The organism is Cellulophaga sp. BC115SP (genome assembly GCF_009905545.1).
Taxonomy (GTDB): Bacteria; Bacteroidota; Bacteroidia; order Cytophagales; family Spirosomataceae; genus Flectobacillus; species Flectobacillus rivi.
Genome location: NZ_JAAALB010000001.1, coordinates 156,833 through 178,563, shown reverse-complemented (window position 1 = coordinate 178,563; position 21,731 = coordinate 156,833). Strand labels below are relative to the sequence as shown.

Annotated in this window: 20 protein-coding genes; 9 read left to right on the top strand and 11 right to left on the bottom strand. The window is 36.8% G+C overall.

Annotated features, from left to right (window positions below; translation table 11 throughout):
* Position 1 precedes the first annotated feature (1 nt).
* The 4 genes from GVN22_RS00805 to lepB all read left to right on the top strand — a co-directional run bounded on the left by GVN22_RS00805 (position 2) and on the right by lepB (position 3,755).
* Positions 2–934, top strand: a complete 933-nt coding sequence (locus GVN22_RS00805; RefSeq protein WP_370520386.1) for a ParB/RepB/Spo0J family partition protein — start codon at positions 2–4, stop codon at positions 932–934.
* A 102-nt stretch (positions 935–1,036) separates the two neighbouring features.
* Complete coding sequence (locus GVN22_RS00800; protein ID WP_166549166.1) at positions 1,037–1,657, top strand: DUF5683 domain-containing protein; 621 nt, start codon at positions 1,037–1,039, stop codon at positions 1,655–1,657.
* A gap of 41 nt (positions 1,658–1,698) precedes the next feature.
* On the top strand, positions 1,699–2,415 hold the full coding sequence (gene dapB / locus GVN22_RS00795) for a 4-hydroxy-tetrahydrodipicolinate reductase (protein WP_166549165.1): 717 nt from the start codon (positions 1,699–1,701) through the stop codon (positions 2,413–2,415).
* 167 nt (positions 2,416–2,582) lie between these two features.
* Entirely contained in the window at positions 2,583–3,755 is a 1,173-nt protein-coding gene (lepB, locus tag GVN22_RS00790) for a signal peptidase I (protein ID WP_166549164.1), read from the top strand.
* A 97-nt stretch (positions 3,756–3,852) separates the two neighbouring features.
* On the opposite strand, the gene GVN22_RS00785 is transcribed toward lepB, so the two are convergent.
* Together GVN22_RS00785 and GVN22_RS00780 are read right to left on the bottom strand one after the other, a co-directional pair.
* Entirely contained in the window at positions 3,853–5,139 is a 1,287-nt protein-coding gene (locus GVN22_RS00785) for a class I SAM-dependent rRNA methyltransferase (RefSeq protein ID WP_166549163.1), read from the bottom strand.
* A 211-nt stretch (positions 5,140–5,350) separates the two neighbouring features.
* Positions 5,351–6,346 carry a zinc dependent phospholipase C family protein gene (locus GVN22_RS00780; protein WP_166549162.1) on the bottom strand — a complete coding sequence of 332 codons (996 nt, stop codon included), beginning with the start codon at positions 6,344–6,346 and terminating at the stop codon, positions 5,351–5,353.
* Between the two features lie 230 nt (positions 6,347–6,576).
* Here GVN22_RS00780 and rpsT point away from each other — a divergent pair, with 230 nt between their 5' ends.
* The gene (rpsT, locus tag GVN22_RS00775) at positions 6,577–6,834 is read left to right on the top strand and encodes a 30S ribosomal protein S20 (protein WP_095162422.1); all 258 of its coding nucleotides are present in this window, start codon (positions 6,577–6,579) and stop codon (positions 6,832–6,834) included.
* A gap of 417 nt (positions 6,835–7,251) precedes the next feature.
* Positions 7,252–7,953, top strand: a complete 702-nt coding sequence (radC, locus tag GVN22_RS00770; RefSeq protein WP_166549161.1) for a DNA repair protein RadC — start codon at positions 7,252–7,254, stop codon at positions 7,951–7,953.
* Here the strand turns inward: radC and GVN22_RS00765 are convergent.
* The 6 genes from GVN22_RS00765 to hisB form a co-directional block, all read right to left on the bottom strand.
* Positions 7,948–8,442: a hypothetical protein gene (locus GVN22_RS00765; RefSeq protein ID WP_166549160.1), complete on the bottom strand. Its 495-nt coding sequence runs from the start codon at positions 8,440–8,442 to the stop codon at positions 7,948–7,950. The genes radC and GVN22_RS00765 overlap by 6 nt on opposite strands.
* A 17-nt stretch (positions 8,443–8,459) precedes the next feature.
* The gene (locus GVN22_RS00760) at positions 8,460–8,993 is read right to left on the bottom strand and encodes a hypothetical protein (RefSeq protein WP_166549159.1); all 534 of its coding nucleotides are present in this window, start codon (positions 8,991–8,993) and stop codon (positions 8,460–8,462) included.
* A 59-nt stretch (positions 8,994–9,052) separates the two neighbouring features.
* Positions 9,053–11,707 (bottom strand): hypothetical protein, encoded by a 2,655-nt coding sequence (locus GVN22_RS00755; RefSeq protein WP_166549158.1) that lies wholly within the window; start codon positions 11,705–11,707, stop codon positions 9,053–9,055.
* A 114-nt stretch (positions 11,708–11,821) separates the two neighbouring features.
* Positions 11,822–12,619, bottom strand: coding sequence for a hypothetical protein (locus tag GVN22_RS00750; protein WP_166549157.1), 798 nt, complete (start codon positions 12,617–12,619; stop codon positions 11,822–11,824).
* Positions 12,620–12,738: 119 nt separating this feature from the next.
* Positions 12,739–13,296: a hypothetical protein gene (locus GVN22_RS00745; RefSeq protein ID WP_166549156.1), complete on the bottom strand. Its 558-nt coding sequence runs from the start codon at positions 13,294–13,296 to the stop codon at positions 12,739–12,741.
* 796 nt (positions 13,297–14,092) lie between these two features.
* Positions 14,093–15,214, bottom strand: a complete 1,122-nt coding sequence (hisB, locus tag GVN22_RS00740) for a bifunctional histidinol-phosphatase/imidazoleglycerol-phosphate dehydratase HisB (protein ID WP_166549155.1) — start codon at positions 15,212–15,214, stop codon at positions 14,093–14,095.
* 324 nt (positions 15,215–15,538) lie between these two features.
* Between hisB and GVN22_RS00735 the strand changes: the two genes are divergently transcribed.
* The gene (locus GVN22_RS00735) at positions 15,539–16,918 is read left to right on the top strand and encodes a DUF937 domain-containing protein (protein ID WP_166549154.1); all 1,380 of its coding nucleotides are present in this window, start codon (positions 15,539–15,541) and stop codon (positions 16,916–16,918) included.
* Positions 16,919–17,160: 242 nt separating this feature from the next.
* Here the strand turns inward: GVN22_RS00735 and accC are convergent, their stop codons facing one another.
* On the bottom strand, positions 17,161–18,666 hold the full coding sequence (gene accC / locus GVN22_RS00730; protein ID WP_166549153.1) for an acetyl-CoA carboxylase biotin carboxylase subunit: 1,506 nt from the start codon (positions 18,664–18,666) through the stop codon (positions 17,161–17,163).
* 129 nt (positions 18,667–18,795) lie between these two features.
* The gene (locus GVN22_RS00725) at positions 18,796–19,158 is read right to left on the bottom strand and encodes a hypothetical protein (protein ID WP_166549152.1); all 363 of its coding nucleotides are present in this window, start codon (positions 19,156–19,158) and stop codon (positions 18,796–18,798) included.
* A gap of 357 nt (positions 19,159–19,515) precedes the next feature.
* Here GVN22_RS00725 and GVN22_RS00720 point away from each other — a divergent pair, with 357 nt between their 5' ends.
* On the top strand, positions 19,516–20,754 hold the full coding sequence (locus tag GVN22_RS00720) for a pyridoxal phosphate-dependent aminotransferase family protein (RefSeq protein ID WP_205690748.1): 1,239 nt from the start codon (positions 19,516–19,518) through the stop codon (positions 20,752–20,754).
* A 152-nt stretch (positions 20,755–20,906) separates the two neighbouring features.
* Positions 20,907–21,086 carry a histone H1 gene (locus tag GVN22_RS00715; RefSeq protein WP_095162445.1) on the top strand — a complete coding sequence of 60 codons (180 nt, stop codon included), beginning with the start codon at positions 20,907–20,909 and terminating at the stop codon, positions 21,084–21,086.
* Between the two features lie 99 nt (positions 21,087–21,185).
* On the opposite strand, the gene GVN22_RS00710 is transcribed toward GVN22_RS00715, so the two are convergent.
* Positions 21,186–21,590: a MaoC family dehydratase gene (locus GVN22_RS00710; RefSeq protein WP_095163336.1), complete on the bottom strand. Its 405-nt coding sequence runs from the start codon at positions 21,588–21,590 to the stop codon at positions 21,186–21,188.
* Positions 21,591–21,731: the final 141 nt, after the last annotated feature.

The window sequence follows — 21,731 nt, the reverse complement described above, 5'->3', positions numbered from 1 at the left end:
AATGGAATTACCTGCAAAAAAACGTGTTGGACTTGGCAGAGGCTTAGGAGCTTTGTTACAGGACTCAGATTCAGTTAATGGTGTAAATAATACCAGACCTAGTAATCCTACACCCATCGAGCGTCCTCAACGTTTAGAGCAAATTAGCTCGATGAACGAAATTTCGGTAGATGCTATCGAAACTAACCCGTATCAACCGCGTACTCATTTTGATGAGGAGGCGCTCAACGAATTAGCCGACTCAATCCGTGTACAAGGGATTATTCAGCCTATTACGGTGCGTCAAATTGCCCCGAATAAATACCAACTTATTTCGGGTGAACGCCGTTTGCAAGCATCGAAGCGTGCAGGGTTACGCATGATTCCTGCCTATGTGCGTACGGCTGACGACCAACAAATGCTGGAAATGGCATTAATTGAAAACATTCAGCGTGAAAACTTGAATGCTATCGAAATTGCCTTGAGTTATCAGCGTTTGATTACCGAATGTAGTCTTAAGCAAGAAGAGCTTGGAGATAGAGTAGGCAAAAACCGTACGACTGTCAATAATTACATTCGTCTCTTGAAACTTCCTGATGTGATTCAGGTGGCATTGCGTGATAACAAAATTTCAATGGGACACGCTCGTGCTATTATCAACATAGACAATCGTGAGCACCAACTTTCGATTTTCAATAAAACAATCGCCGAAGAATGGTCTGTTCGTAAAGTAGAAGAGGCTGTAAGAGAGCTTTCAAACGCCAAATTAATGGCAGAAGGTGTTGATAAAAAAGGCGGAGTAAAACAAGAGATAAGAAGCCTTCAATTTAGACTTCAGGCTTATTTTGGTTCAAAAGTAACCGTAAAAGCAGATGATAAAGGCAAAGGAGAAATCAAGATTCCGTTTACTTCACAAGAAGAATTAGACAAAATTTTGCTCTCAATCAAAGCTTAAATCTGGTCGATTTTCCAACAATAGTTTTGTTAAATCTTGTTAAGGCATTGAAAACGAAGTTATTTTACATGAACTTTGCAAGAAATTTTGACTAGAATACGCATGAAACACATACAAAAAGTATGGCTTTTGAGTATAATTGGTATGTTGTTGAGCTATTGTTCATCAGCACAAATCTTAAAAGCAGATACCATTCAAATTCCAAAAGATGACTTGACAAAAGTAGCTAAGTCATTAGATTCAGGGAAAAAGCAATATAAGATTATTCCAAGGATTGCCACTATTCGTTCAGCGATGGTGCCAGGATGGGGACAAATCTATAATCGACAGTATTGGAAGTTACCGATTTTAGCAGCAGGTTTTGGGGTGAATGTCTATTTTATTATTCATAACAATGAATACTATCAACTGTTCTTGAATAAATCAAGATATGTAACAGAGAATAATCTAACGGGGACGTCCATTACTTATAATGGTGTTACTCGTGAGATGACGGCAGCACAACTAAAAACTGGAACCCAATATTATCACCGATATAGAGATACTGCAATCTTGTTTGTACTTGTCATTTGGGCAGCCAATATCATTGATGCCAACGTAACGGCGCATTTAAAAACATTTGATTTGACTGACGATATTTCAATGAAAATACAACCAGCCGTGACGACGCCTTTTATGAATAGTCCTGCGTTTGGAGCAAAAATCACATTAGCGTTGAAATAACAAATAGAATTAAAATTTTCACATAAATAGTCTCAATTAACATGAATATTGTTCTTCTCGGCTATGGCAAAATGGGTAAAGTAATAGAGAAGATTGCTCTGAGCCGAGGTCATAACATAGTAGCACGAATCGACGTAAATAACCGTAGCGAATTTGATGCTCTTACAGCTGCTGATGTAGATGCAGTCATTGAATTTAGCCATCCTCTTTCTGCATACGAAAATGTAAAAACTTGTATCGAAAAAGGCATTCCTGTAGTATCTGGTACAACAGGTTGGTTGGAAAAGAAACCTGAATTAGAGGCTTTAACACTAGAAAAAGGAAGTGCATTTTTCTGGTCATCAAATTATTCTATTGGTGTTAACATCTTTTTCAAATTGAATAAAATGTTGGCAAAATTGATGAACCCTCAAAAACAATATAGCGTAAGCACAACCGAGATTCATCACACCGAAAAGAAAGATTCTCCAAGTGGAACTGCGATTACTATTGCTGAAGGTTTAATTGAAAATCTTGCTGGCAAAGAAAAATGGATTAATAACGAAATTCCTGCTGACAACGAAGTGGCTATTTGGTCGGCTCGTGAAGGTAGAGTTCCAGGAACGCATATTGTTAAGTATATTTCTGATATTGACCAAATCGAAATTTTGCACCAAGCACATGGTCGTGAAGGTTTTGCATTAGGCGCAGTTATTGCAGCAGAGTGGATTGCTGACAAAAAAGGCGTATTTGGCATGGACGATTTGTTAGCAGAATAAAAGCATTCAAAAGCACTAAGTAATACACTCTTGCATTACTTAGTGCTTTTATTTTGTCAATGTTTGAAAAATAAATTCGTGGAAATGTAATTCTAGGTAAACAATGACGACTTATTGTATAAAAGCTTAGCTACATAACCATCAAAGAAATTTAAGATTTTTGTAAAATGTCTGAAAAAAAGCCTGTTAAAAAGTCAGCCTTTCGTGAGTGGGTTGATTCAGTTGTGTTTGCAGTTGTGGCTGCTACCTTAATTCGTTTCTTCTTTTTCGAAGCCTATACGATTCCGACTTCATCTATGGAAAGTAGCTTGATGGTTGGAGATTTTTTGTTTGTGAGTAAACTCCACTATGGTGTACGTACGCCTAAAACTCCGTTGCAAGTTCCATTGACTCACCAAAAAATTTGGGGTACAGATTTACCTTCTTATTTAACTTGGTTAGATCTTCCTATTTATCGTTTGCCTGGTTTTTCTGATGTAACCAAAGGTGATGCAGTTGTTTTTAATGTGCCTAACTATGCACCAGATGGCGATGCTCCAGTTGATTTAAAAACCTATTATATCAAACGTTGTGTTGCTACAGCTGGCGATTTAATTGAAATTAAAAATACGCAGTTGTACATCAACGGCAAACCTGCTACCAATCCTGCCAAGATGCAACATGGCTATATTCTGAAAACAACAAAAGAAATTACAGACGTAAAACCTTTTGAAGAATTGGGAATATACAATGGTATCGATGCCATGGGACATGAGAATAATAACCTAGTAGGACCTTACCAAGGAGATTCTTCAGATACGAAAAAAGGTTATTTTGTATATGTGGTGAATACTTTCGAATCAAATATTGCTAAATTAAAGCAGTTGGATGGTGTGAAAGAAATCTCTCCTATTATTTCTCCAAAAGGTGAGCGTATGGAGGTTGGTGCAAATATCATTCACCAAGAAGATGCGCCAATGAGTTCAGCACTTTATAACTGGAATCGTGATAATTTTGGACCGATTCAAGTGCCAAAAGCTGGTTTGACAATCCAATTGGATTCAATGAATATCGATAAGTATAAATATGTTATCAAGTATTATGAAGGAAATAAAAACGTTGTTATCGAAAATTATAAAGTAAGTATCGATGGCAAGCCTGTTACTTCTTATACTTTCAAACAAGATTATTACTTTATGATGGGTGACAACCGTCACAATTCAGAAGATTCAAGATTCTTCGGTTTTGTTCCTGCTGATCATATTGTTGGTAAAGCGGTATTCATCTGGATGTCACTTGATCCAAACAAATCATTCTTGAGTAAAATTCGTTGGAACAGATTATTCAGATTTGTTGAATAGCAATAAGATTTCAAGTATTGATTTACTAGAAAAGGATATATAAAAAGGGCTGACTCAACACTGAGTCAGCCCTTTTTATATATCCTTTTGGTTTTATTTACTCAACATAAAGAACCAAACCTTTTAGATAACTTCCTTCTGGATGGAAAAAATTAACAGGGTGGTCTGATGGTTGCGTCAAATGGTGTAATACTCTCACTTGTCGCCCAGCCTCTAACGCTGCTGATACAACTGTATTGTAAAACAATTCTCTATCTACTACTTGTGAGCATGAGAACGTAAACAAAATGCCACCTTTGCCCAAACGCTTAAAACCTTCCATATTCAAACGCTTATAACCTTGCACTGCACGGTGACGCGCGTCCATACTTTTCGCATACGCAGGAGGGTCAAGAACAATCAAGTCATAAAATTGGTCGTTTGCTTTCAGATATTTCATGACATCTTCAGCATACGCCTCATGATTATTGGCGTTTTTGTCTCCAAAGTTTGCTTCTACGTTCTGATTTACCAAGTCAATGGCTTTTTGTGAAACGTCCACCGAGTGAACCAAAGTTGCTCCTTCGTTGAGTGCATAAATTGAAAAGCCACCAGAATAACAGAACGAGTTTAACACTTTGCGATCTTTCGCATAACGAGCCAATAAAGCTCGGTTATCACGCTGATCAAGGAAGAAACCAGTTTTTTGCCCAGTTTCCCAGTTAATCAAAAACGTATGACCATTTTCTTTAGCTGGATGAGGTACTGAACTTGTTCCGATTAAATATCCATTTTTTTGATTTGCAGCATATTGAGGAGGCAAAGTCTCTACGCTTTTATCATAAATAGCCACTAAGTTATCGCCCAATGCTCTTTTGATGGCATTTGCCAATTTATGACGCTCAAGGTGCATTCCAATGCTATGAGCTTGTAAAACTGCTACGCCATTATAAATATCAACGATCAACCCTGGGCAGCCGTCGCCTTCGCCATGAATCAAACGGAAACAATTGGTTTGTTCAAAGTCGATTAATTTACGTACTTCAAAAGCCTTCGCCATTTTGTTAAACCAAAATTCTTCGTCAGCTTCTGTTTGTTCAAATGAGAATATTTTTACAGCAATACTACCTTCGTGATAATGACCTGTAGCCAAAAAGCTACCTTCAAAATCTAGTACATCTACCACTTGTCCGTCTGTTGGTTCACCTAAAATCTGAGAAATTGCCCCAGAAAATACCCAAGGGTGAAAACGCTTTACAGGTAATTCTTTACCTGCATTTAATACAACAGCAGGTTTGTCTAAGCTAAGATGACTTAAATCTGACTTTACAGCAGGTTTATTAGTCTTATGATTAGGCTGATTTTTTCTACGAAAATCGCTATTTCTTCTAAATTGATTTTTCATAATACAAAGGTAGAAGATAAATTGTCTGAATTGAAGCAAAATTATAGCGCAAGTTATCGATTTGCATAATTTTCGTTATTAGGCTTTGAACATTAAAGGGTAGGTGTTTCTGATAAAATAGATTCACCATTTTATGAGAAACACATTTAGCCCCTTAGCTTACTATATAGCTTGCTGCCTATCGCTGGTAAAATCCACTAATTTACATCCGCTATTCATTTTCCTCTCTCGCCGAGAAAAGTCGTTTGAGCCATGAACTTGCTTCTTTTTTGTCTGCCATTTGTAATGAATCGCTTAAATTTTGTTGAGACAAGTTGTTTAAATCTGGTTGTCCTGCATCTACCCAACAAGTGTACCAAAAATCTCCAATCATTTTCACTGTTGCCTGCATTTGTCGCTCCACTTGGTGATTAAGAAGATTGTGGTAAGTTTGACTGTAGAGTCGTGAATAGGTTCTTGTATTTATCGCATTTCGTTCGTCTACACTAAATTGCTTGTTAGATGAAATGTGAGTTTGTAGTGCTTTTTCAAATCTAAAAACTGAGTCTAAACAAGCATTGGCAGCCCTAATATGTGCCCAAATACGTTTTTGTGGAGATTTTACATATTCGGCTTTTCCTACAAAGAAATCATAATCCTTCGCAAAAAGCTCAGGAAGTCTGGACTCCCATAGCCCATGAATCCCAACTTGTTGTGTTTTTTGCCCATTATAATTGGAGGTAGTATGCAGAGGAACATTAGAATCGCCAATATAATGTCCAATTTCCGCCGAACATTTTAGGATAAGGGGTAAATTTTTGGATTCAAATGCTTTAGTGAGTCGATATTTCATAAACTGAATATGCCAAGGTACAATACCATGCTTTTTGAGGGTATCCTCCGAGTATTTTTCCACCACCTGCTCCCAAGGTTTTTGCAAATGAAAAAACGCACTGTCGCCATAATAATCTAAGTCGATAAAATGCCTTGGTGCTTCATCAGGAATCGCATAGCGTCGTTTGTCGGGGTCTACAGCATGTTCGACAATATACCCAAGATGTTTTTTATAAAAAATAATCATTTCTGGAGGGAGTGTAAAAACCGCAAGTCGATTAATAAATTGATGCCCAAAAAATCCCCAACGAGCAAATTGGTCTGAATTAGCAGGGAAAGAGTAGCTATAAAGCATAAGAAGTAAAAAACTTCGTACGAATAGGGTAGGTTTCATGTGAGAACTATTGAAATAAGATGAATAAACTGATTAAAGTTACACGGCTAATCTTGGAAATACAATTTATTTCAACGACATTTGCACCGCAAAAATCAATTTTTCAATTAATATTGAGTATATTATTGGTAAATCTGAAAAGAAAATACTACAATTAGGTTGTGGAAGTCTAACTTTTTCTGTACCTTTGCACTTCAATTTAGAAAACCAATATTATTCGGGAAATAAAAATGGCAAATCACAAATCAGCGTTAAAAAGAATTAGAGCGAACGAAGCTAAAAGATTGCGTAACCGTTACCAACACAAGACTACTCGTACAATGGTAAAACGTTTACGTGAAACTAACGATAAAGCAGTAGCTTCTGAACTCTATAAGAAAGTTTCTTCAGCTTTAGACAAATTGGCTAAGAAGAACATTATTCACAAAAATAAAGCTTCTAACTTGAAATCAAAGTTAGCTAAGTTGGTGAGTAAAGTAGCAGCTTAATCAGCTTCAAAATACTAAGTCTAGAAAGGGTCTCATTTTCGAATGAGACCCTTTTTGTATGATTAATACGCTTGGGGCTACAAGCAGTAGGCAAAATGTATTTATGATTTCATTAAAAACATTTTTAACTTTTAGCTTAAGTATTAATGCAAAATAAAATTGCATTAATACGCTTTAGGCTGTAAGCCGTAGGCATTAGGCAAAAAAGTTTCTATTACTTCATGAGAAATACTATTTAACTTTTAGCCTACAGCATAAAGCCTAACGCTTAATGCGGGTAAAATTATTTTAATTTTGCCCACTAACTTAATTCCTTTTGAAGGAATCGTTTAAATACTAAAATTTTCAGAAAAATACGATTGATTACAATACTTTTCTACATATTTACCTAAAAAACTATAGTAAATATATCCACCTATGTCATCGTATTCTAGTGAACACCTCAATATCAAAGAGTGGGCAGAGGAAGATCGCCCGCGTGAAAAACTACTTCTCAAAGGAAAAGCAGCCCTTTCGGATGCTGAATTATTGGGTATCCTAATTGGTTCGGGTATTCAAAAACTAACAGCCGTTGACATTGCCAAACTGATATTACAAGGTGTGAGTGGTGATTTGAATCAATTAGCTCGACTCACAGTCAAAGAACTCGCCAAATTTAAAGGAATCGGCGAAGCAAAGGCAATTACTATTGTAAGTGCTTTGGAATTAGGGCGTAGACGAAAAGAAGCTGAAATTCCCAAACGACCAAGAATTACCTCTTCGAACGATGCCTATCAAGTACTGAAGCCTTATATGCTAGATTTATCGCACGAAGAGTTTTGGGTGATTTTGCTTAATCGAGCCAATCAAGTGATTCGTTGTCAGTGTATTAGTTCGGGTGGAGTGGCAGGGACGGTTGCTGATCCAAAATTGATTTTTAAACTTGCTTTAGAGAATCTGGCTAGTGCTATGATTCTTTCTCACAATCACCCCTCAGGAAATACTGCGCCGAGTCAAGCTGATAAAGATTTGACAAAGAAAATGGTGGAAGCTGGAAAATTTTTGGATATGCCTGTCTTGGACCATTTGATTTTTACCGATAAAACGTATCTCAGTTTTGCTGATGAAGGTATATTATAATAACCCTACAAAAGTATAAACAACGGTAGTCGAATAAGTTCGAACAGGTACTACAACTGAAATTCCCCTGATTTCATACTGAAGCGGAACCCCTGTTCTACTCAACAATCCTGAGAAAAGAGTTACGTCGGAGCTTCCGAGTAAATTATAGCTGCCAACTCCCGAAGGGCTTATGGTGGCAAGAAGCACGGGAGTTCCATCTCCTGTTTTTCGTACATACAACTCTAATCTACCATCCCAAAGTGTATCTTGTTTCTTGGCTCGAACTTCATAAGTCAAAAGAGTACTGATATTCATTAAGGATTGGTTGGTTGCGCTGGTCATATTGATGCTGTAGTCAAGTCCAGCAGTGGTAATATTACTGGCAGGTACAGTAACAGACCAAGAGGTTCCTCCTGATTGAATGGCAATGCTTTGTGTAATGCCTTTTTGTTGAAAAACAAAAAAGAAAAGCGCAAAGAGGAGATAATATGACAGATTTTTGAGCATATACTGAAACTTTTTCTTTAATTATCGACCATCGTATAGGTTACTGAAAATGAGCTTGTTCCTGAGCGTAATAGTTGATAACTACTTACAATTAAAGAGTAGGTGAGGTTATATCCTGTGTTTGAACCACTTCCTGTGTAAGCGCCGCCAATATTGTTAATAATTGTATTGCTAGATGTTGATAAGGTAACTATGCCTGATGACGAACCAACTGTTCCTGTACTTGTTACAGCAGTTCCTGCCAGTACAGTAAGTTGTAAGCCACTTGGGACTGTGCCCCCCGAAATTTGTGCTGTGATTCTTCTAGAGGCACTAGGCGCAACAGCCGAACTGAAGTTGAGCCATTTGGTCGTATTTGTCAAAGTGCTAATAGCTCCACCTGCGGTAGAAGGTGCTGAAAAACTAAAGGTAATAGAGTTGCTATTAGGACTTAATTTTAGCAATGCCACAGAGTTCAACGTAATGCCTATAGATACAGTAGATTGGGCATTAATTTGTACACCTAGGAATAGTAAAATCAATATTTTAGCAAATAACAGCAATTTCATCATGTAGGCTTTTCGTTTTGACCAATATTAAGGTTCAATATTTGGATACCATAAGCTACTATTCAGGGATTTTTATTTTGTAATCTTACCTGAAAACTTTTACTACCATACACCAATTTGCGTTGGAGTGACTGTAAGCCAATGGCGATATCAACAGTTTTGCTTGGATTTACTTGGACATTCTGATTGGCATCTATTAATTGAAATGTATTTTGATTGTTGACAAGCCATGCCGATAAATTCCAAGAACCAGGGACAACATCACTAAAGCTAAATTCGCCAAGTGCGTTTACTTTGGTGGTAATAGCGCCTTGGTCATTTTGTATTTTGATAAAGATAGTAGGAAATACCAAAGTGCTATCGATTTTTCGGTTTCCATTTTGGTCTACCAATTGAACAATCCCGTTGATGAGTCCTGTTCTGGCAATGGTTATTCGCAAAGTATGAACACTATCGTTTTTGACCTGAACTTCTATTGGTCCGCGAGGTGTAATCGAAACATTATAATAGTTGGGATTGGGTTCTACTCTGAAAATGTATTTATCAGGAATAATTTTATTAAAAGTAAACTTGCCACTGGCATCGGTCAATACCTTTTTTTCACCTAAAGAAACCATCACATTCCCTACCGAAAGTGTATTGTCTGAGCTATTCAATTGACCTATTACTGTACCTTGACGTTTGTCTTTTGCTAATGGCAAATTCAATTTCAAGGTATATTTCAAAGAAAAATAAATAGCATCTCTATTGATATTTCCAAGATTGATTGCCTGTGGAATAAAAGACTGTCCAACCATCAGACTCACAGCATGATGTTTAAAATCTAGATTGAGATTTCCAGTTAAATAGCTTTGTGTTTGGACAAGTGCTTCAGGCGTAAAGTTGTTACGATATGTTGCCATTGCGCTGAGCCATGGACGAATATTAAGCCTGAACGAACCTCCATAAAAATAGTAATTGGTATTGCTATTGGTAGCCGAATATTTACTGGTATAAAGATGCTCAAAAATTCCTCCAAGCCAGAGCGCAGGAATCAGTCTAATTTGAGGATTAATGGCATTGGAAAAAGACATTTTGATGATATTTTCATCATTAGGAATTAATAGATTTTCGGCATTACCCCATCTCCCATTGTAGGAAAGCGCAAATTTTTCTCCGTTATAATCATAACCTAACCCTCCAAATGATTCTCTATAATAAAATGACATAGGCTCTAATCGGTCTTCTCTTTCAAGAATATTATAGCTAAGTCGCAACATACTTCGGTAGTTGAATCGGTAATTCAACTGCCCAATGAGACTTTTAATATAGGGCGAAGAATTATATACCAATAGGTCAAACGAAGGATTTATTCTCGTAAGGTTATGGCTTATTCCGAAGGAAAGATGGTTGTTGATGGTAAAATTAATGGAATTGAAAGTCTGCCAGCCACTTTTATAAAATCCGTAAAAATTTTTGCCTGCATAAATCAAATTACTCGAAATCGCTATCCATTTATTATACCAATTAAAATTGTTCTGAATGGCATAATCTGTTCCATTCAGAGAAATACTTTGTGCCAATTCGGTTTCCCAATGAACTTTTGCAGTAGTAATACTTGAAAATAAATTTAAGATATTAGCATCAAATGATTGATTTTTGAGCAAAACGCCTTTCCGTTGATAGCCAACGGTAAGAAAATTATTTTTTGAATAAAACCACGAAATATTACCTCCTAATTGATAGTTGAGGTCAGACTCGAAACGAGGTTTTGCATAGTAAAAACTCGTTCCTATTACTTCATTTCGCCAATCTATTTTTGCTCCTCTGCTAAACCGACCAAATTCTAGTAAGTTAGAAAGTCTTAAATTATAGTCGCCTAATTGCACAGAAAGCGCTTTTCTGAAATCATATTTCATCGAATATATCTCATACGAACCAATCATCGGGATTTGAAATTGATTAGGTCCATGTGCCGTAAAATCGATATAATGCTTACTAGAAAAATCTAAAAATCCCTTACCCTTCACATCAAATTGGTAAGCGGAAGTTGATAAATCTCCTTGTTTGGTTCCAATATAGACGCCTCCAATCTCTAAGGGAAATCTGAGCCATGAATTATCTTCTTTGCGAGTTGTGCCGTATACAGGAATGGATACAACGCTAATCATGGAGGTATCTTTCGTTTTGAGCGTCAGAATCGGATTATAGTTCCAATTGCCTTGATTAGTGCTTGGGATAATATGCCTTGTAAAAATGGTGAAACTTTCATTCGCTCCAATTGGCATATCAAGTGTATCTTTTTGACTAAATATTTTGCCTTGATTTAGACTAATTGTAGCTTTTTCGAGAATATTGCCTGCATTTTGAATAGAGAAGGAGATATTCAATGTATCCCCTTCTTTGGCAAAATCAGGGAGATTCATGGGAGTAATAGTTAGTTGGTGAACCTTTCTAATAGTAATGGGAAAATTCGCAATGGATTTTGCTTGATACTGAAATACAAAATAATAAGGCCGAATCGCTACTTTATTGGGACATACCATCGTTTGAACAAACCTACTTGTACTATCATTGATGGGAATTTGCTTGGTCAAAATCGTTGCCCAATTGGGAGGCGAAACTAACTGAACGGGTACAATACCTTGTTTTACAGGATGCTTGACATCACAAAAAACCGTGAAGTGTTCGCCTGGGGAAATATCTGAGGGATATTTTAAATGTTGAATTTTGGGCAATATTTGTCCATGCACTTTGTTTAAAGCACCGAATATCTCTACTACTAGAAATAGAATAAAGATTTTTTGGGATAATATGTACTTGTGGGAACACATTGATCAACCTAGGCTACTTTACTCAATAGATAATTCAAGATTGGAGGCAAATAAATCTGTGCCGTTATCTGCAATTAAAATTCCCTCGTATTTACCTTTGGGCAGTCCTACAATGTCCACTTCGAAGGTATTACACTTGTCTTGATAAATTCTTCTTGACAAACTTTCAAACACTTTTATCTTTTCACCTTTGTCATTATAAATCTCCAATGACACCTTGGTTTTGGCCGAAAAACGTCCCTCATTTTTGAGCGAAACTACTACTTGACTATTTGAAACCTGCTGGTTTTTAGTATTATAGCGAACATCTAAAAACGAAAGCTTTGGACTTTCAAAAGCACCTTTATTGGCAATTACCTGAATGGCATATCGTACTTTTGAGTTGATACTTACCCCTGAAGGATCGCTACTTGTAATGGGGTCAGCAGCCTCAACCATGATAACAGACCAATAGCTTCCATTAGCAGAGCTTTGTGGCAATGCTATAGAATAAGGCAAATCAAATTCTTCTTTGGGCGCTAATATTTTTTCTGATAACGGAGTTGTGAGATAACGCCCTAACGAATACGAGTGTGTTGGCGTACTCGCAAAATTGGATTCTTGACCACAGGCAAGTAAATACTCTTGTTTATAAAATAGGACTTTGACGGCAGTCTCAGCATCATTTTTTAGTTTTATGACTCCATTTACTTGAGCAGATTCTCCCAAAATGGCGTGTTCATGGGTGAGTCCGTTCAAAATTAAAATATTTGAAAATCCAGTTAAGGAAGAGAAAATAATCGCCCAGCACAAAGCCCACTTAATGAGTTGATTCATAAGCAAAATAAATTAATATGGGTACGGAAAATCAACCGTATCTTAAAGTATAAGCTATGACCAAACAAGCTTCTTTTCTTTAAGATACGGTCATTGAATGTCAAAGAGTTTAGATACTTTTAGTTGTCAGCTAAAGTATATGTTACGGTAATACTTGACGTTCCAGAACGAAGGTTTTGGTACGCCGAAGCACTAGTCGTAGCAATACTATAAGTTAAATTACTACCATCAGTAGTACCTGTTCCTGTTGCACAACTTGTAATACCTGTAATAATGTCGGCAGCAGTAGTACCCAACGAAGAGATTGTACTGCCTGTACCACCAGCACCTTGCAAATTGGTTGCACTAGGGGTTGCTGCGGTTACCGCAATCGTCAAACCTGCTACCGTAGCAGAAGCTTGTACTGAAATTTTACGACCCGTAGCAGGAGCAGTCATAATCGAACTATACTGCAAATACAGAGAGGTATTGTTGCTAGGGGCTACAATGGGATCTCCAGCGGTACTTGGCGAAGTAAAATTCATAGTTATGTTTTTGCTGGCAGTCGGTGCAATTCTTAGCATTGTAACTGCTGGAATCGTAATGCCTATGGTATGCGAGTCTGTTTGGCCAACGACTTCGATTTTAGAAAGCAAGAAAAGTGCGAGAGCGGATAAGAAGAAAACACGTTGTTTCATGGCTACTTGGTTTTAAATTGTGAAAAATCATTTGCTTGACGGCGCTTTAAACATGGGACATTTACAGCTAGGCGTAGTAAGTGCTATAATGCGGTTTAAATGACTTTATTGAGGAGGGAGAGATAGTATGAAGACGGTTGTCGAAATAAATATTTGAGTTTAATAATCAGCATAGTTTTAAATAGGAAAAATAACCGTATTGTCTTGAATTTAAAGAAGTTAATGCGTAAATACGAGCAGTAATTATGCCAAATTAGTCATTGAAAACCCTGAATTACACGAACGCAGTAGTATTGAAATTTGCTATTCAAATAGGGAAATACTAACCAGAAATGATTATTGATTTTTTAGTAATTAAACTACTGATATTTAAGTAATTACAAATTGGGTATTTTTGAGTGAATAAATGAGCTGGAGACAAGCTCAAAAGTACTATTGGGGGACGAGCGACGTATAGAGTAGAAACTGTGTAATTTAGAAGCGTAACTAAACAAAAAAAGAGAACTGTTTTAGTCCTCTTTTTTTATACTTGACATCTTATTTGCCTCTTTCGTTATAGATTTTTTGTAATCTCGAACCTACAACTGCTGCTAGCACAAAAAGAACGATAAAGAATAAAGCTCCTGAAACACCCATGGTATTTATATTTTAGATTTATGAAAATGAACAGTCAGTTTTGATACCACAAAGATAAAATTCAAAACTGAAAGATTCATATATTAACTGCTAAACTTTGGGTAGTTTTTTGTTAAGTCAATAAAAAGAAAGTTATCTGAACTTATATTTTCGTGTTTAACTATAAAACTCCTTTGGTAGATGGAAGAATGTCCAAATCCTTGATTTCTCTTTTTGTTGCCATTTTGATAGCTTTTGCAAAGGCTTTGAAAGTCGCTTCGATTTTGTGATGCTCGTTGTCAGCTTCTGCTTTGATATTCAAATTACACTTGGCTGTATCAGTAAATGATTTAAAAAAATGGAAGAACATTTCAGTTGGAACGTCACCAATTTTCTCACGAGAATATTTTGCATCCCAAACCATCCAGTTACGTCCAGAGAAATCAATCGCAGCGTGTACGAGGGCTTCGTCCATTGGCAATAAGAAATAGCCATAGCGAGCAATACCTTTTTTATCACCTAAAGCTTTCAAATAGGCTTCTCCAAGCGCTAGAGCTGTATCTTCGACGGTATGATGCTCATCGATATGTAAATCACCAACAACTTTTACCTTTAAATCTGCGCCAGAGTGTTTTGCCAACTGGTCAAGCATGTGGTCAAAGAAGCCCAAACCTGTTTCGATTTGAGATTTTCCCTTACCGTCTAGGTTTAGCTCAACCCAAATTTGAGTTTCTTTTGTAATTCTTTCTACCGAAGCTTTGCGTTCGGGCAAACGTAAAAACTCATAAATGATATCCCAATCAGCCGAAACTAGAGCTGTAGCGTCAATATGTTCTGGTTGCTCAATGGCTTTTTCTCCTAAATAAATAGCTTTTGCTCCGAGATTGATAGCCAATTGAATGTCAGTCAAGCGGTCTCCCAATACGTAAGAATTTGCCAAATCGTATTGTGTGCTATCAAAATATTTAGTCAACATCCCTGTTGAAGGCTTACGAGTAGGCGCATTTTCATGTTCGAATGTACGGTCGATATGTACGTCTGCAAAAATGATATTCTCACCTGTCAAGGTATCCATCATTTTGTTGTGAGCAGGCCAAAACGTATTCTCAGGGAAAGAGTCTGTGCCTAAACCATCTTGATTGGTTACCATAACCAGTTCATAGTCAGTTTCCTCAGCAATTTTGCGAAGATTAGAGATGGCTTTAGGTAAAAAAGCTAATTTTTCTAATGAATCAACTTGAAAATCGACAGGAGGCTCCTGAATGATAGTACCGTCACGGTCGATAAATAAAACTTTTTTCATTGTTTTTGTGATTGCGTCTGAGGATAGAGCCTTTGGAGGTAAAATTTGAGCTATCCTTTTTATATGGAGCCACAAAGTTAAGGTTCATGTTTTGGTAATTAAATTTTTTTCGAAGAATTTCACTTTTTTAACATCTATTTTGCATTAAACAAGTCAACAAGGGCGTTGATAAAATGATTTGATAAGATATTGGAAAATATGCGCCAAATATCAAGGAAGGATTGTATTTTTGAGCAAAAAAATGGAGTTGTTGTGTACCTTATCATACAAACAGTGCCTATTGCTTATCTAAAATCTCGATAGAATAATCTTAAAACATTTGATATGAATTTAATTGTAGAGTTGAAAGAGTTATTAGGGGGAGACATCAGTGTAAAAGCTGCCTCGCTAGTAGGTGAAAAAGAAGACAAAGTAAAGTTGGCGATAGAGGCGCTAGTACCAACCATTATTGGAGGTATTATGAAAAGAGCTACAAATGAGGCTGGCGCTACTACACTCATGAATGTTATCCAAAAGGGAGGTCACGATGGTGCCATTCTTTCTGAAATTTCAAGTGTTGTTCAGGATCGTGAAAGTTTTGCCAAAGTAGTTGAAAAAGGTCATAGCTTGGTAAGCATGTTGCTTCCTGATAAAAAAAGCTCTATTGCTACCTTGATTTCTCAGTTTGCAGGTGTTCGTAATTCTTCAGCTACTTCATTATTGGCTTTTGTGATGCCAGTGGTGATTGGAAGACTTGGTAAAGTAGTTACAAATCAGAATGCCGATAAAAGTACACTAGCCAATACGGTTCTCGAATTGAAGAGTTATTTATTAGGTGAAACGCCAGAAAGTCTTCAAGTAAAAATGATTGATGTTCTAGGCTTGGCAACATTCATGAGTCAAGAGTTAAAGCCTGTACAGTTTGCATCTGGCGCTCCTTTACGTTCTCCGGGTGTGCCTGCTCCAACAGCGCCAAAAATCTCTGATGATAAAGATAAGGTTGTTACTTACTCTAGCAAAAATTATGAGTCTGAAGATGAAGAACGCCAACCACTTCCAAAATGGGTATTTCCTGCCAGTATTATAGCTTTAGTAGTAGCAGTAGCCGCTTATTTTTTGGTAAATTATGATTGGCAATCAACATTTTCTAGTAGTGCTGATGAAGTAGATAGCACGCAAGTTGAGCAAGTAACAGGTGCTGAAATCGATACAACAGCTTTGCCAAAAGATACAGCTGTATCAAAGTTAGACTCGTCAAACACAGCTGCTGAAGTTAAGTTGACTGGTATTGCATTGCCTAATGGACAAACCATTGAAACACTACCAGGATCATTTGTGGAGCGTTTTACTAAATATGTGGCAGACACTGCAAGTCGTCCTTCACAAGTGTTTGTATTAGAGAATGTGGCTTTCGAAGGTAATACAGCAACTTTGGTAGCAGGTGGAGAAAAGAATATTCAAGATTTAGCAAAAATCATGACAGCTTTTCCAAAGGTTCAAGTAAAAATTACTAGCCATACAGACAATACTGGCGATACTCTTCAGAATAAGACAATGTCGCGTAAGCGTGCGTTTGCTATTCGTAATATGTTGGTTACCAACGGTATTAGCGCTATTCGTATTGACTTTGACGGTAAAGGTCCATTTGTTCCTGTAGCATCAAATACCACAGAGGAAGGTAAAGCAAAAAATAGAAGAATTGAAGTGAAAGTAGTGAAGAAATAGTACTTCTATCTAATTGAGTAATTGGGTTAAAATTTGTATGCTCAACTTAAGACGAAATGTTTAGTGTCTTAAGCCAAGTGAAACTCAAGATAGTATCATTAAAAAAGCGGTCGAAAATTACTTTTCGACCGCTTTTTTAATGATACTACAATACTGGATGACTCTTATTTAGACGTAAAATATTGCATCTCCACGAATAAAGAATATCGCCAATCACTCAATCAAAATCCACTCAATCAACACTATCTCAAAGCAGTACGGTTAGATTTCCATTGACTTTTAACCAATTGACCACCAGTACTTTCTTGACTTGGCGTTGCTTTTTTATGAAGAATCAAGTGTGCTGCCAATGCTGCTGCGATAGCTTCTTCATCTGCATCTGGCGCAGTATCCAAAACCTCAGGAGTATAATAAAGACTGATAAAACGTGTATCGAATTGACCAGAAAGAAACGCTTCATGACGCAATACAAATTTGCAAAATGGAAGTGTTGTTTGAATTCCTGTAATTTGATATTCATCAATTGCACGAATCATTTTATCGATAGCTTCATTACGGTCTTTACCATAGGTAATCAACTTAGCAATCATTGGGTCATAATAGATAGGAATAGCCATTCCCTGTTCCATACCATCGTCTACACGCACGCCATTGCCTTGTGGTCGTACATAAGTCGTAAGTGTACCCACATCTGGTAAAAAGTTATTGCGAGGATCTTCTGCACAAACTCTACATTCAACGGCATGACCATTAATTGTTAGATCTTCTTGTTTGAACGAAATAGGATGTCCTTCTGCAATCAGAATCATTTCTTTTACTAAATCTACTCCAGTAATTTGTTCTGTCACTGGGTGTTCTACTTGTAGACGAGTATTCATTTCTAAGAAATAAAAATCTAACTTTTCGTCTACAATAAATTCTACTGTACCTGCGCCATAGTAATTACAAGCGCGAGCTACATCCACGGCACATTGTCCCATTGCTGCACGAATTTCGGGTGTTAATACAGCCGAAGGTGCTTCTTCTACTACTTTTTGGTGACGACGTTGCACTGAACATTCTCTTTCAAAAAGGTGAACAATATTGCCATGCTTATCGCCTAATACTTGAATTTCGATATGCTTAGGTGAAGTGATATATTTTTCTACGAAAACAGCACCATTTCCAAAAGATGCAATGGCTTCGGAAACTGCACGGTCCATTTGTTCGTCAAACTCTTCTTCATTTTCTACCACACGCATACCCTTACCGCCACCACCAGCAGATGCCTTGATGAGGACTGGATAACCAATGTCTTTCGATTTTTGCTTAGCAACTTCACGGTCGGTCACGGCATCAGGTGTGCCTGGGACCATGGGAATATTATATTTAGCAACTGCGTGTTTCGAAGAAAGTTTGTCACCCATCACCTCAATACTCTCAGGCGACGGACCAATAAAAATGATGCCTGCATCTGTTACTTTTTTACAAAAGGCTGCATTTTCAGACAAGAATCCATAACCTGGGTGAATAGCGTCAACGTTCAAATCTTTACAAATTTGAATGATTTTATCACCTAATAAATACGATTGATTGGATGGGGGAGGACCTACACAAACAGCTTCATCTGCAAATTTTACATGTGGTGCCAAACGATCGGCCTCCGAATAGATAGCAACAGTTTTGATACCCATTTCACGAGCAGTACGCATCACACGCAAAGCAATTTCGCCACGGTTGGCAACGAGGAGCTTATGAATTTTTTTCATTGATTGGTTTCTTCGATTTTGTTTTGTTGTTACTAATGTATTAATGCAGAATGATAAGTTGAGAATGTAATTTTTAATTATCAGTATTTTATATTTAAAGTTGCTTGAATTTTAGTCTTATTTTTCAACCTAAATATTCTGTGGAGGTTCAAATAAGGACTTTAATGTTTCAAGCATTGAAATGATATCATGAACAATATTTCTAGCTTTTTTCATGACTTGAGCATGTTGTTTTTCTAATGATTTTTCATCAAAAAAACGCCACAAATACAGCAAATCATCAAACTGATAAGCAAAATCATCAATTCGATAAAGCGTAAATCTATCCTCCTTTTCGTAGGCTTTATAGATGGCCAGATAAAAAGCGCCATCTTTCAAAACACTTTTAACCATATTTTGGCTAAAATCCTGTGGTAACTCCTGATTATCAACCAAAAAGTCTAGGATAGTGCTCTGGTCTTCGCAAATGGTAAGTTTACTATTTAGACTCATGGCTCATTTGGATTTTTCAAAGATGGATTCAACTTGAAATCTTACAATTGAAAAAGTGCTGCCTTTACCCAATTTTGATACAAGATATAAAACGAATCGATAAATATGTATTTAGCGAAAAAAGTTCTTGAAATATTGCAAGTAATAACCAAATCAAGTCTTGTTATTCTTTGTTTAATACAATATTTGGCAGTTAAAAAATAAAGAATTAACTTTGAGATTATTTTAAGATTTTCACTGCACATATTCCGCTAATATATTAGGCAGAAAAACTTGTTGCTTTGAAAATAATTGACACTATTCATAAATCTAAAACGCAGATATAAAGTGGATATTTTTGAGAAAGTCGTAAACAACATGGGGCCGCTAGGTTCTTACCACAAAATTGGCCACCACTATTTTTCATTCCCTAAATTGACTGGCGAATTAGGCCCTTATATGAACTTCAATGGCAAGCGTATGCTTAACTGGTCATTGAACAACTACCTTGGTTTAGCTAACCATCCTGAAGTTCGTGAGGCTGACGCACAAGCTTCTGCTGACTATGGTTTGGCTTATCCAATGGGTGCTCGTATGATGTCAGGTAACTCTGATTTGCATGAGGAGTTTGAGCGTCAATTAGCTGAATTTGTAGGTAAAGAGGATGCTTTCTTGTTGAATTACGGCTATCAAGGTGTAATGTCTATTATTGAATGTATGGTTGACCACCGTGACATTATTGTTTACGATGCAGAATGCCATGCTTGTTTGATTGATGGTATCCGTTTGCACAAAGCTAAAATGGGTGCATACTATAAGTTCAATCACAACGATATGGGCTCATTGCGTAAAAACCTTGAGCGTGCTACTAAGAAGGTTGCAGAAACTGGCGGTGGTATCTTAGTTATTACAGAAGGTGTGTTTGGTATGTCGGGAAAAGTAGGTTCTTTGGACGAAATCGTTGCATTGAAAAGCGATTTTAACTTCAGAATCTTAGTAGATGATGCTCACGGATTTGGTACAATGGGTGAAAATGGCCGTGGTGTTCACGAACATTTGAACTGTATCGAAGGTATTGATTTGTACTTCTCAACATTTGCAAAATCAATGGCTGCTATCGGCGGTTTCGTTGCTGCTCCGAAAGACATTATCATGTTTTTGAAATATAATATGCGTTCTCAAACTTACGCAAAAGCACTTCCTATGCCGTATGTAATTGGTGGTATGAAGCGTTTGGAGTTGATTAAAAAACATCCAGAGTTGCGTGAGAAATTATGGGAAAACGTACGTGCTCTACAAGATGGTTTCCGCAAAAGAGGTTTTGATATTGGTGATACAACTTCGCCAGTAACTCCAGTGTTTTTGCATGGTGAATATGATGTTCTTACAGCAACGTCTTTGATTAGAGATTTACGTGAAAATATGGGTATTTTCTGCTCGATTGTAGTATATCCTGTAGTACCAAAAGGACAGATTATGTTGCGTATTATTCCTACTTCAGCACACACGCTAGAGGACGTAGAATACACTATGAATCAGTTTGAAGTAGTACAGAAAAGATTAGCTGAAGGCTTCTATAAAGCACAAGCTGAGCAGTTTAAATCAGTATTAGCATAATTTTAATACGATTTTGTGCTTTTTTCATGCTTTTTTTGATAAAAGAATTTGCATCATGTTGGAAATTGACTATATTTCGGTCGTAAAAAATGCCTACAGACTTCGTATGAGGCTTTTTTAACAATTTATCCAACCTAAATCCAATTACAAATATGAGCAGATTCTCAGAAGTAAAAGACTTGATTTTGTCATTAGAGGGTGACTTCGAAAAGTTCTATGAAAAAGGCAATCAAGCTGCTGGAACTCGTGTGAGAGGTGGCATGCAAGCATTAAAAACTTTGGCTCAAGAGATTCGTACTGAAATCCAAAACAAGAAAAACCAAAGTGAATAATTCAAGCAAATAAAAAAGGCTAGCAGTTTTGATTGCTAGCCTTTTGCTTTTAATAAAGCCCATTATCGACTAAATCGGTGATGGGCTTTATTCGGTTTACTAAAACTGTTCAGCATTCATAATCGTAGCCATACCATCAGTAGTCTTCTTGTTGGTCGCAACATCAAATATTTCACATTTGACTTCGGCTATATGCTTTTTCTCATCAATATTTACTACTGTAAATACCGCTTCATAATCTGTATCAACAAACATTGGGCGTTTGAATTCGGAAACTTGTTTTAAATAAACACTTCCAAAACCAGGAAATTCCGTACCCATTACTTTAGAGAAAATACTCGAAGCTAGCGCCCCATGAATAATTGGGCGCTTGAATGGAGTTGTAGCCGCAAATTCAGCATCTAAGTGAAGAGGGTTATGGTCTCCAGATACTTTTGCAAATAAAATTACGTCATCTTGTGTAAAAGAAAACTTATGACGATGTACTGTATTGAGTGCAATCATGAATGAAAAGATTTTTTGAATAAAGTGCTATCAATTTGTTGGTCACTTCATTTCTTAATTTTCTACAAATATACTTCGAGTATTTTGATTTTAGTAATAACACGTGATTGGTTGAGTGTTCTCTAGTACTGTAATCATAAC

What these genes read in the sequence shown, in the direction of transcription:
- GVN22_RS00805 (WP_370520386.1), top strand. Translation starts at nt 2, where the DNA reads ATGGAATTACCTGCAAAAAAACGTGTTGGACTTGGCAGAGGCTTAGGA.
- GVN22_RS00800 (WP_166549166.1), top strand. Translation starts at nt 1,037, where the DNA reads ATGAAACACATACAAAAAGTATGGCTTTTGAGTATAATTGGTATGTTG.
- dapB (WP_166549165.1), top strand. Translation starts at nt 1,699, where the DNA reads ATGAATATTGTTCTTCTCGGCTATGGCAAAATGGGTAAAGTAATAGAG.
- lepB (WP_166549164.1), top strand. Translation starts at nt 2,583, where the DNA reads ATGTCTGAAAAAAAGCCTGTTAAAAAGTCAGCCTTTCGTGAGTGGGTT.
- GVN22_RS00785 (WP_166549163.1), bottom strand. Translation starts at nt 5,139, where the DNA reads ATGAAAAATCAATTTAGAAGAAATAGCGATTTTCGTAGAAAAAATCAG.
- GVN22_RS00780 (WP_166549162.1), bottom strand. Translation starts at nt 6,346, where the DNA reads ATGAAACCTACCCTATTCGTACGAAGTTTTTTACTTCTTATGCTTTAT.
- rpsT (WP_095162422.1), top strand. Translation starts at nt 6,577, where the DNA reads ATGGCAAATCACAAATCAGCGTTAAAAAGAATTAGAGCGAACGAAGCT.
- radC (WP_166549161.1), top strand. Translation starts at nt 7,252, where the DNA reads ATGTCATCGTATTCTAGTGAACACCTCAATATCAAAGAGTGGGCAGAG.
- GVN22_RS00765 (WP_166549160.1), bottom strand. Translation starts at nt 8,442, where the DNA reads ATGCTCAAAAATCTGTCATATTATCTCCTCTTTGCGCTTTTCTTTTTT.
- GVN22_RS00760 (WP_166549159.1), bottom strand. Translation starts at nt 8,993, where the DNA reads ATGATGAAATTGCTGTTATTTGCTAAAATATTGATTTTACTATTCCTA.
- GVN22_RS00750 (WP_166549157.1), bottom strand. Translation starts at nt 12,619, where the DNA reads ATGAATCAACTCATTAAGTGGGCTTTGTGCTGGGCGATTATTTTCTCT.
- GVN22_RS00745 (WP_166549156.1), bottom strand. Translation starts at nt 13,296, where the DNA reads ATGAAACAACGTGTTTTCTTCTTATCCGCTCTCGCACTTTTCTTGCTT.
- hisB (WP_166549155.1), bottom strand. Translation starts at nt 15,214, where the DNA reads ATGAAAAAAGTTTTATTTATCGACCGTGACGGTACTATCATTCAGGAG.
- GVN22_RS00735 (WP_166549154.1), top strand. Translation starts at nt 15,539, where the DNA reads ATGAATTTAATTGTAGAGTTGAAAGAGTTATTAGGGGGAGACATCAGT.
- accC (WP_166549153.1), bottom strand. Translation starts at nt 18,666, where the DNA reads ATGAAAAAAATTCATAAGCTCCTCGTTGCCAACCGTGGCGAAATTGCT.
- GVN22_RS00725 (WP_166549152.1), bottom strand. Translation starts at nt 19,158, where the DNA reads ATGAGTCTAAATAGTAAACTTACCATTTGCGAAGACCAGAGCACTATC.
- GVN22_RS00720 (WP_205690748.1), top strand. Translation starts at nt 19,516, where the DNA reads ATGGGGCCGCTAGGTTCTTACCACAAAATTGGCCACCACTATTTTTCA.
- GVN22_RS00715 (WP_095162445.1), top strand. Translation starts at nt 20,907, where the DNA reads ATGAGCAGATTCTCAGAAGTAAAAGACTTGATTTTGTCATTAGAGGGT.
- GVN22_RS00710 (WP_095163336.1), bottom strand. Translation starts at nt 21,590, where the DNA reads ATGATTGCACTCAATACAGTACATCGTCATAAGTTTTCTTTTACACAA.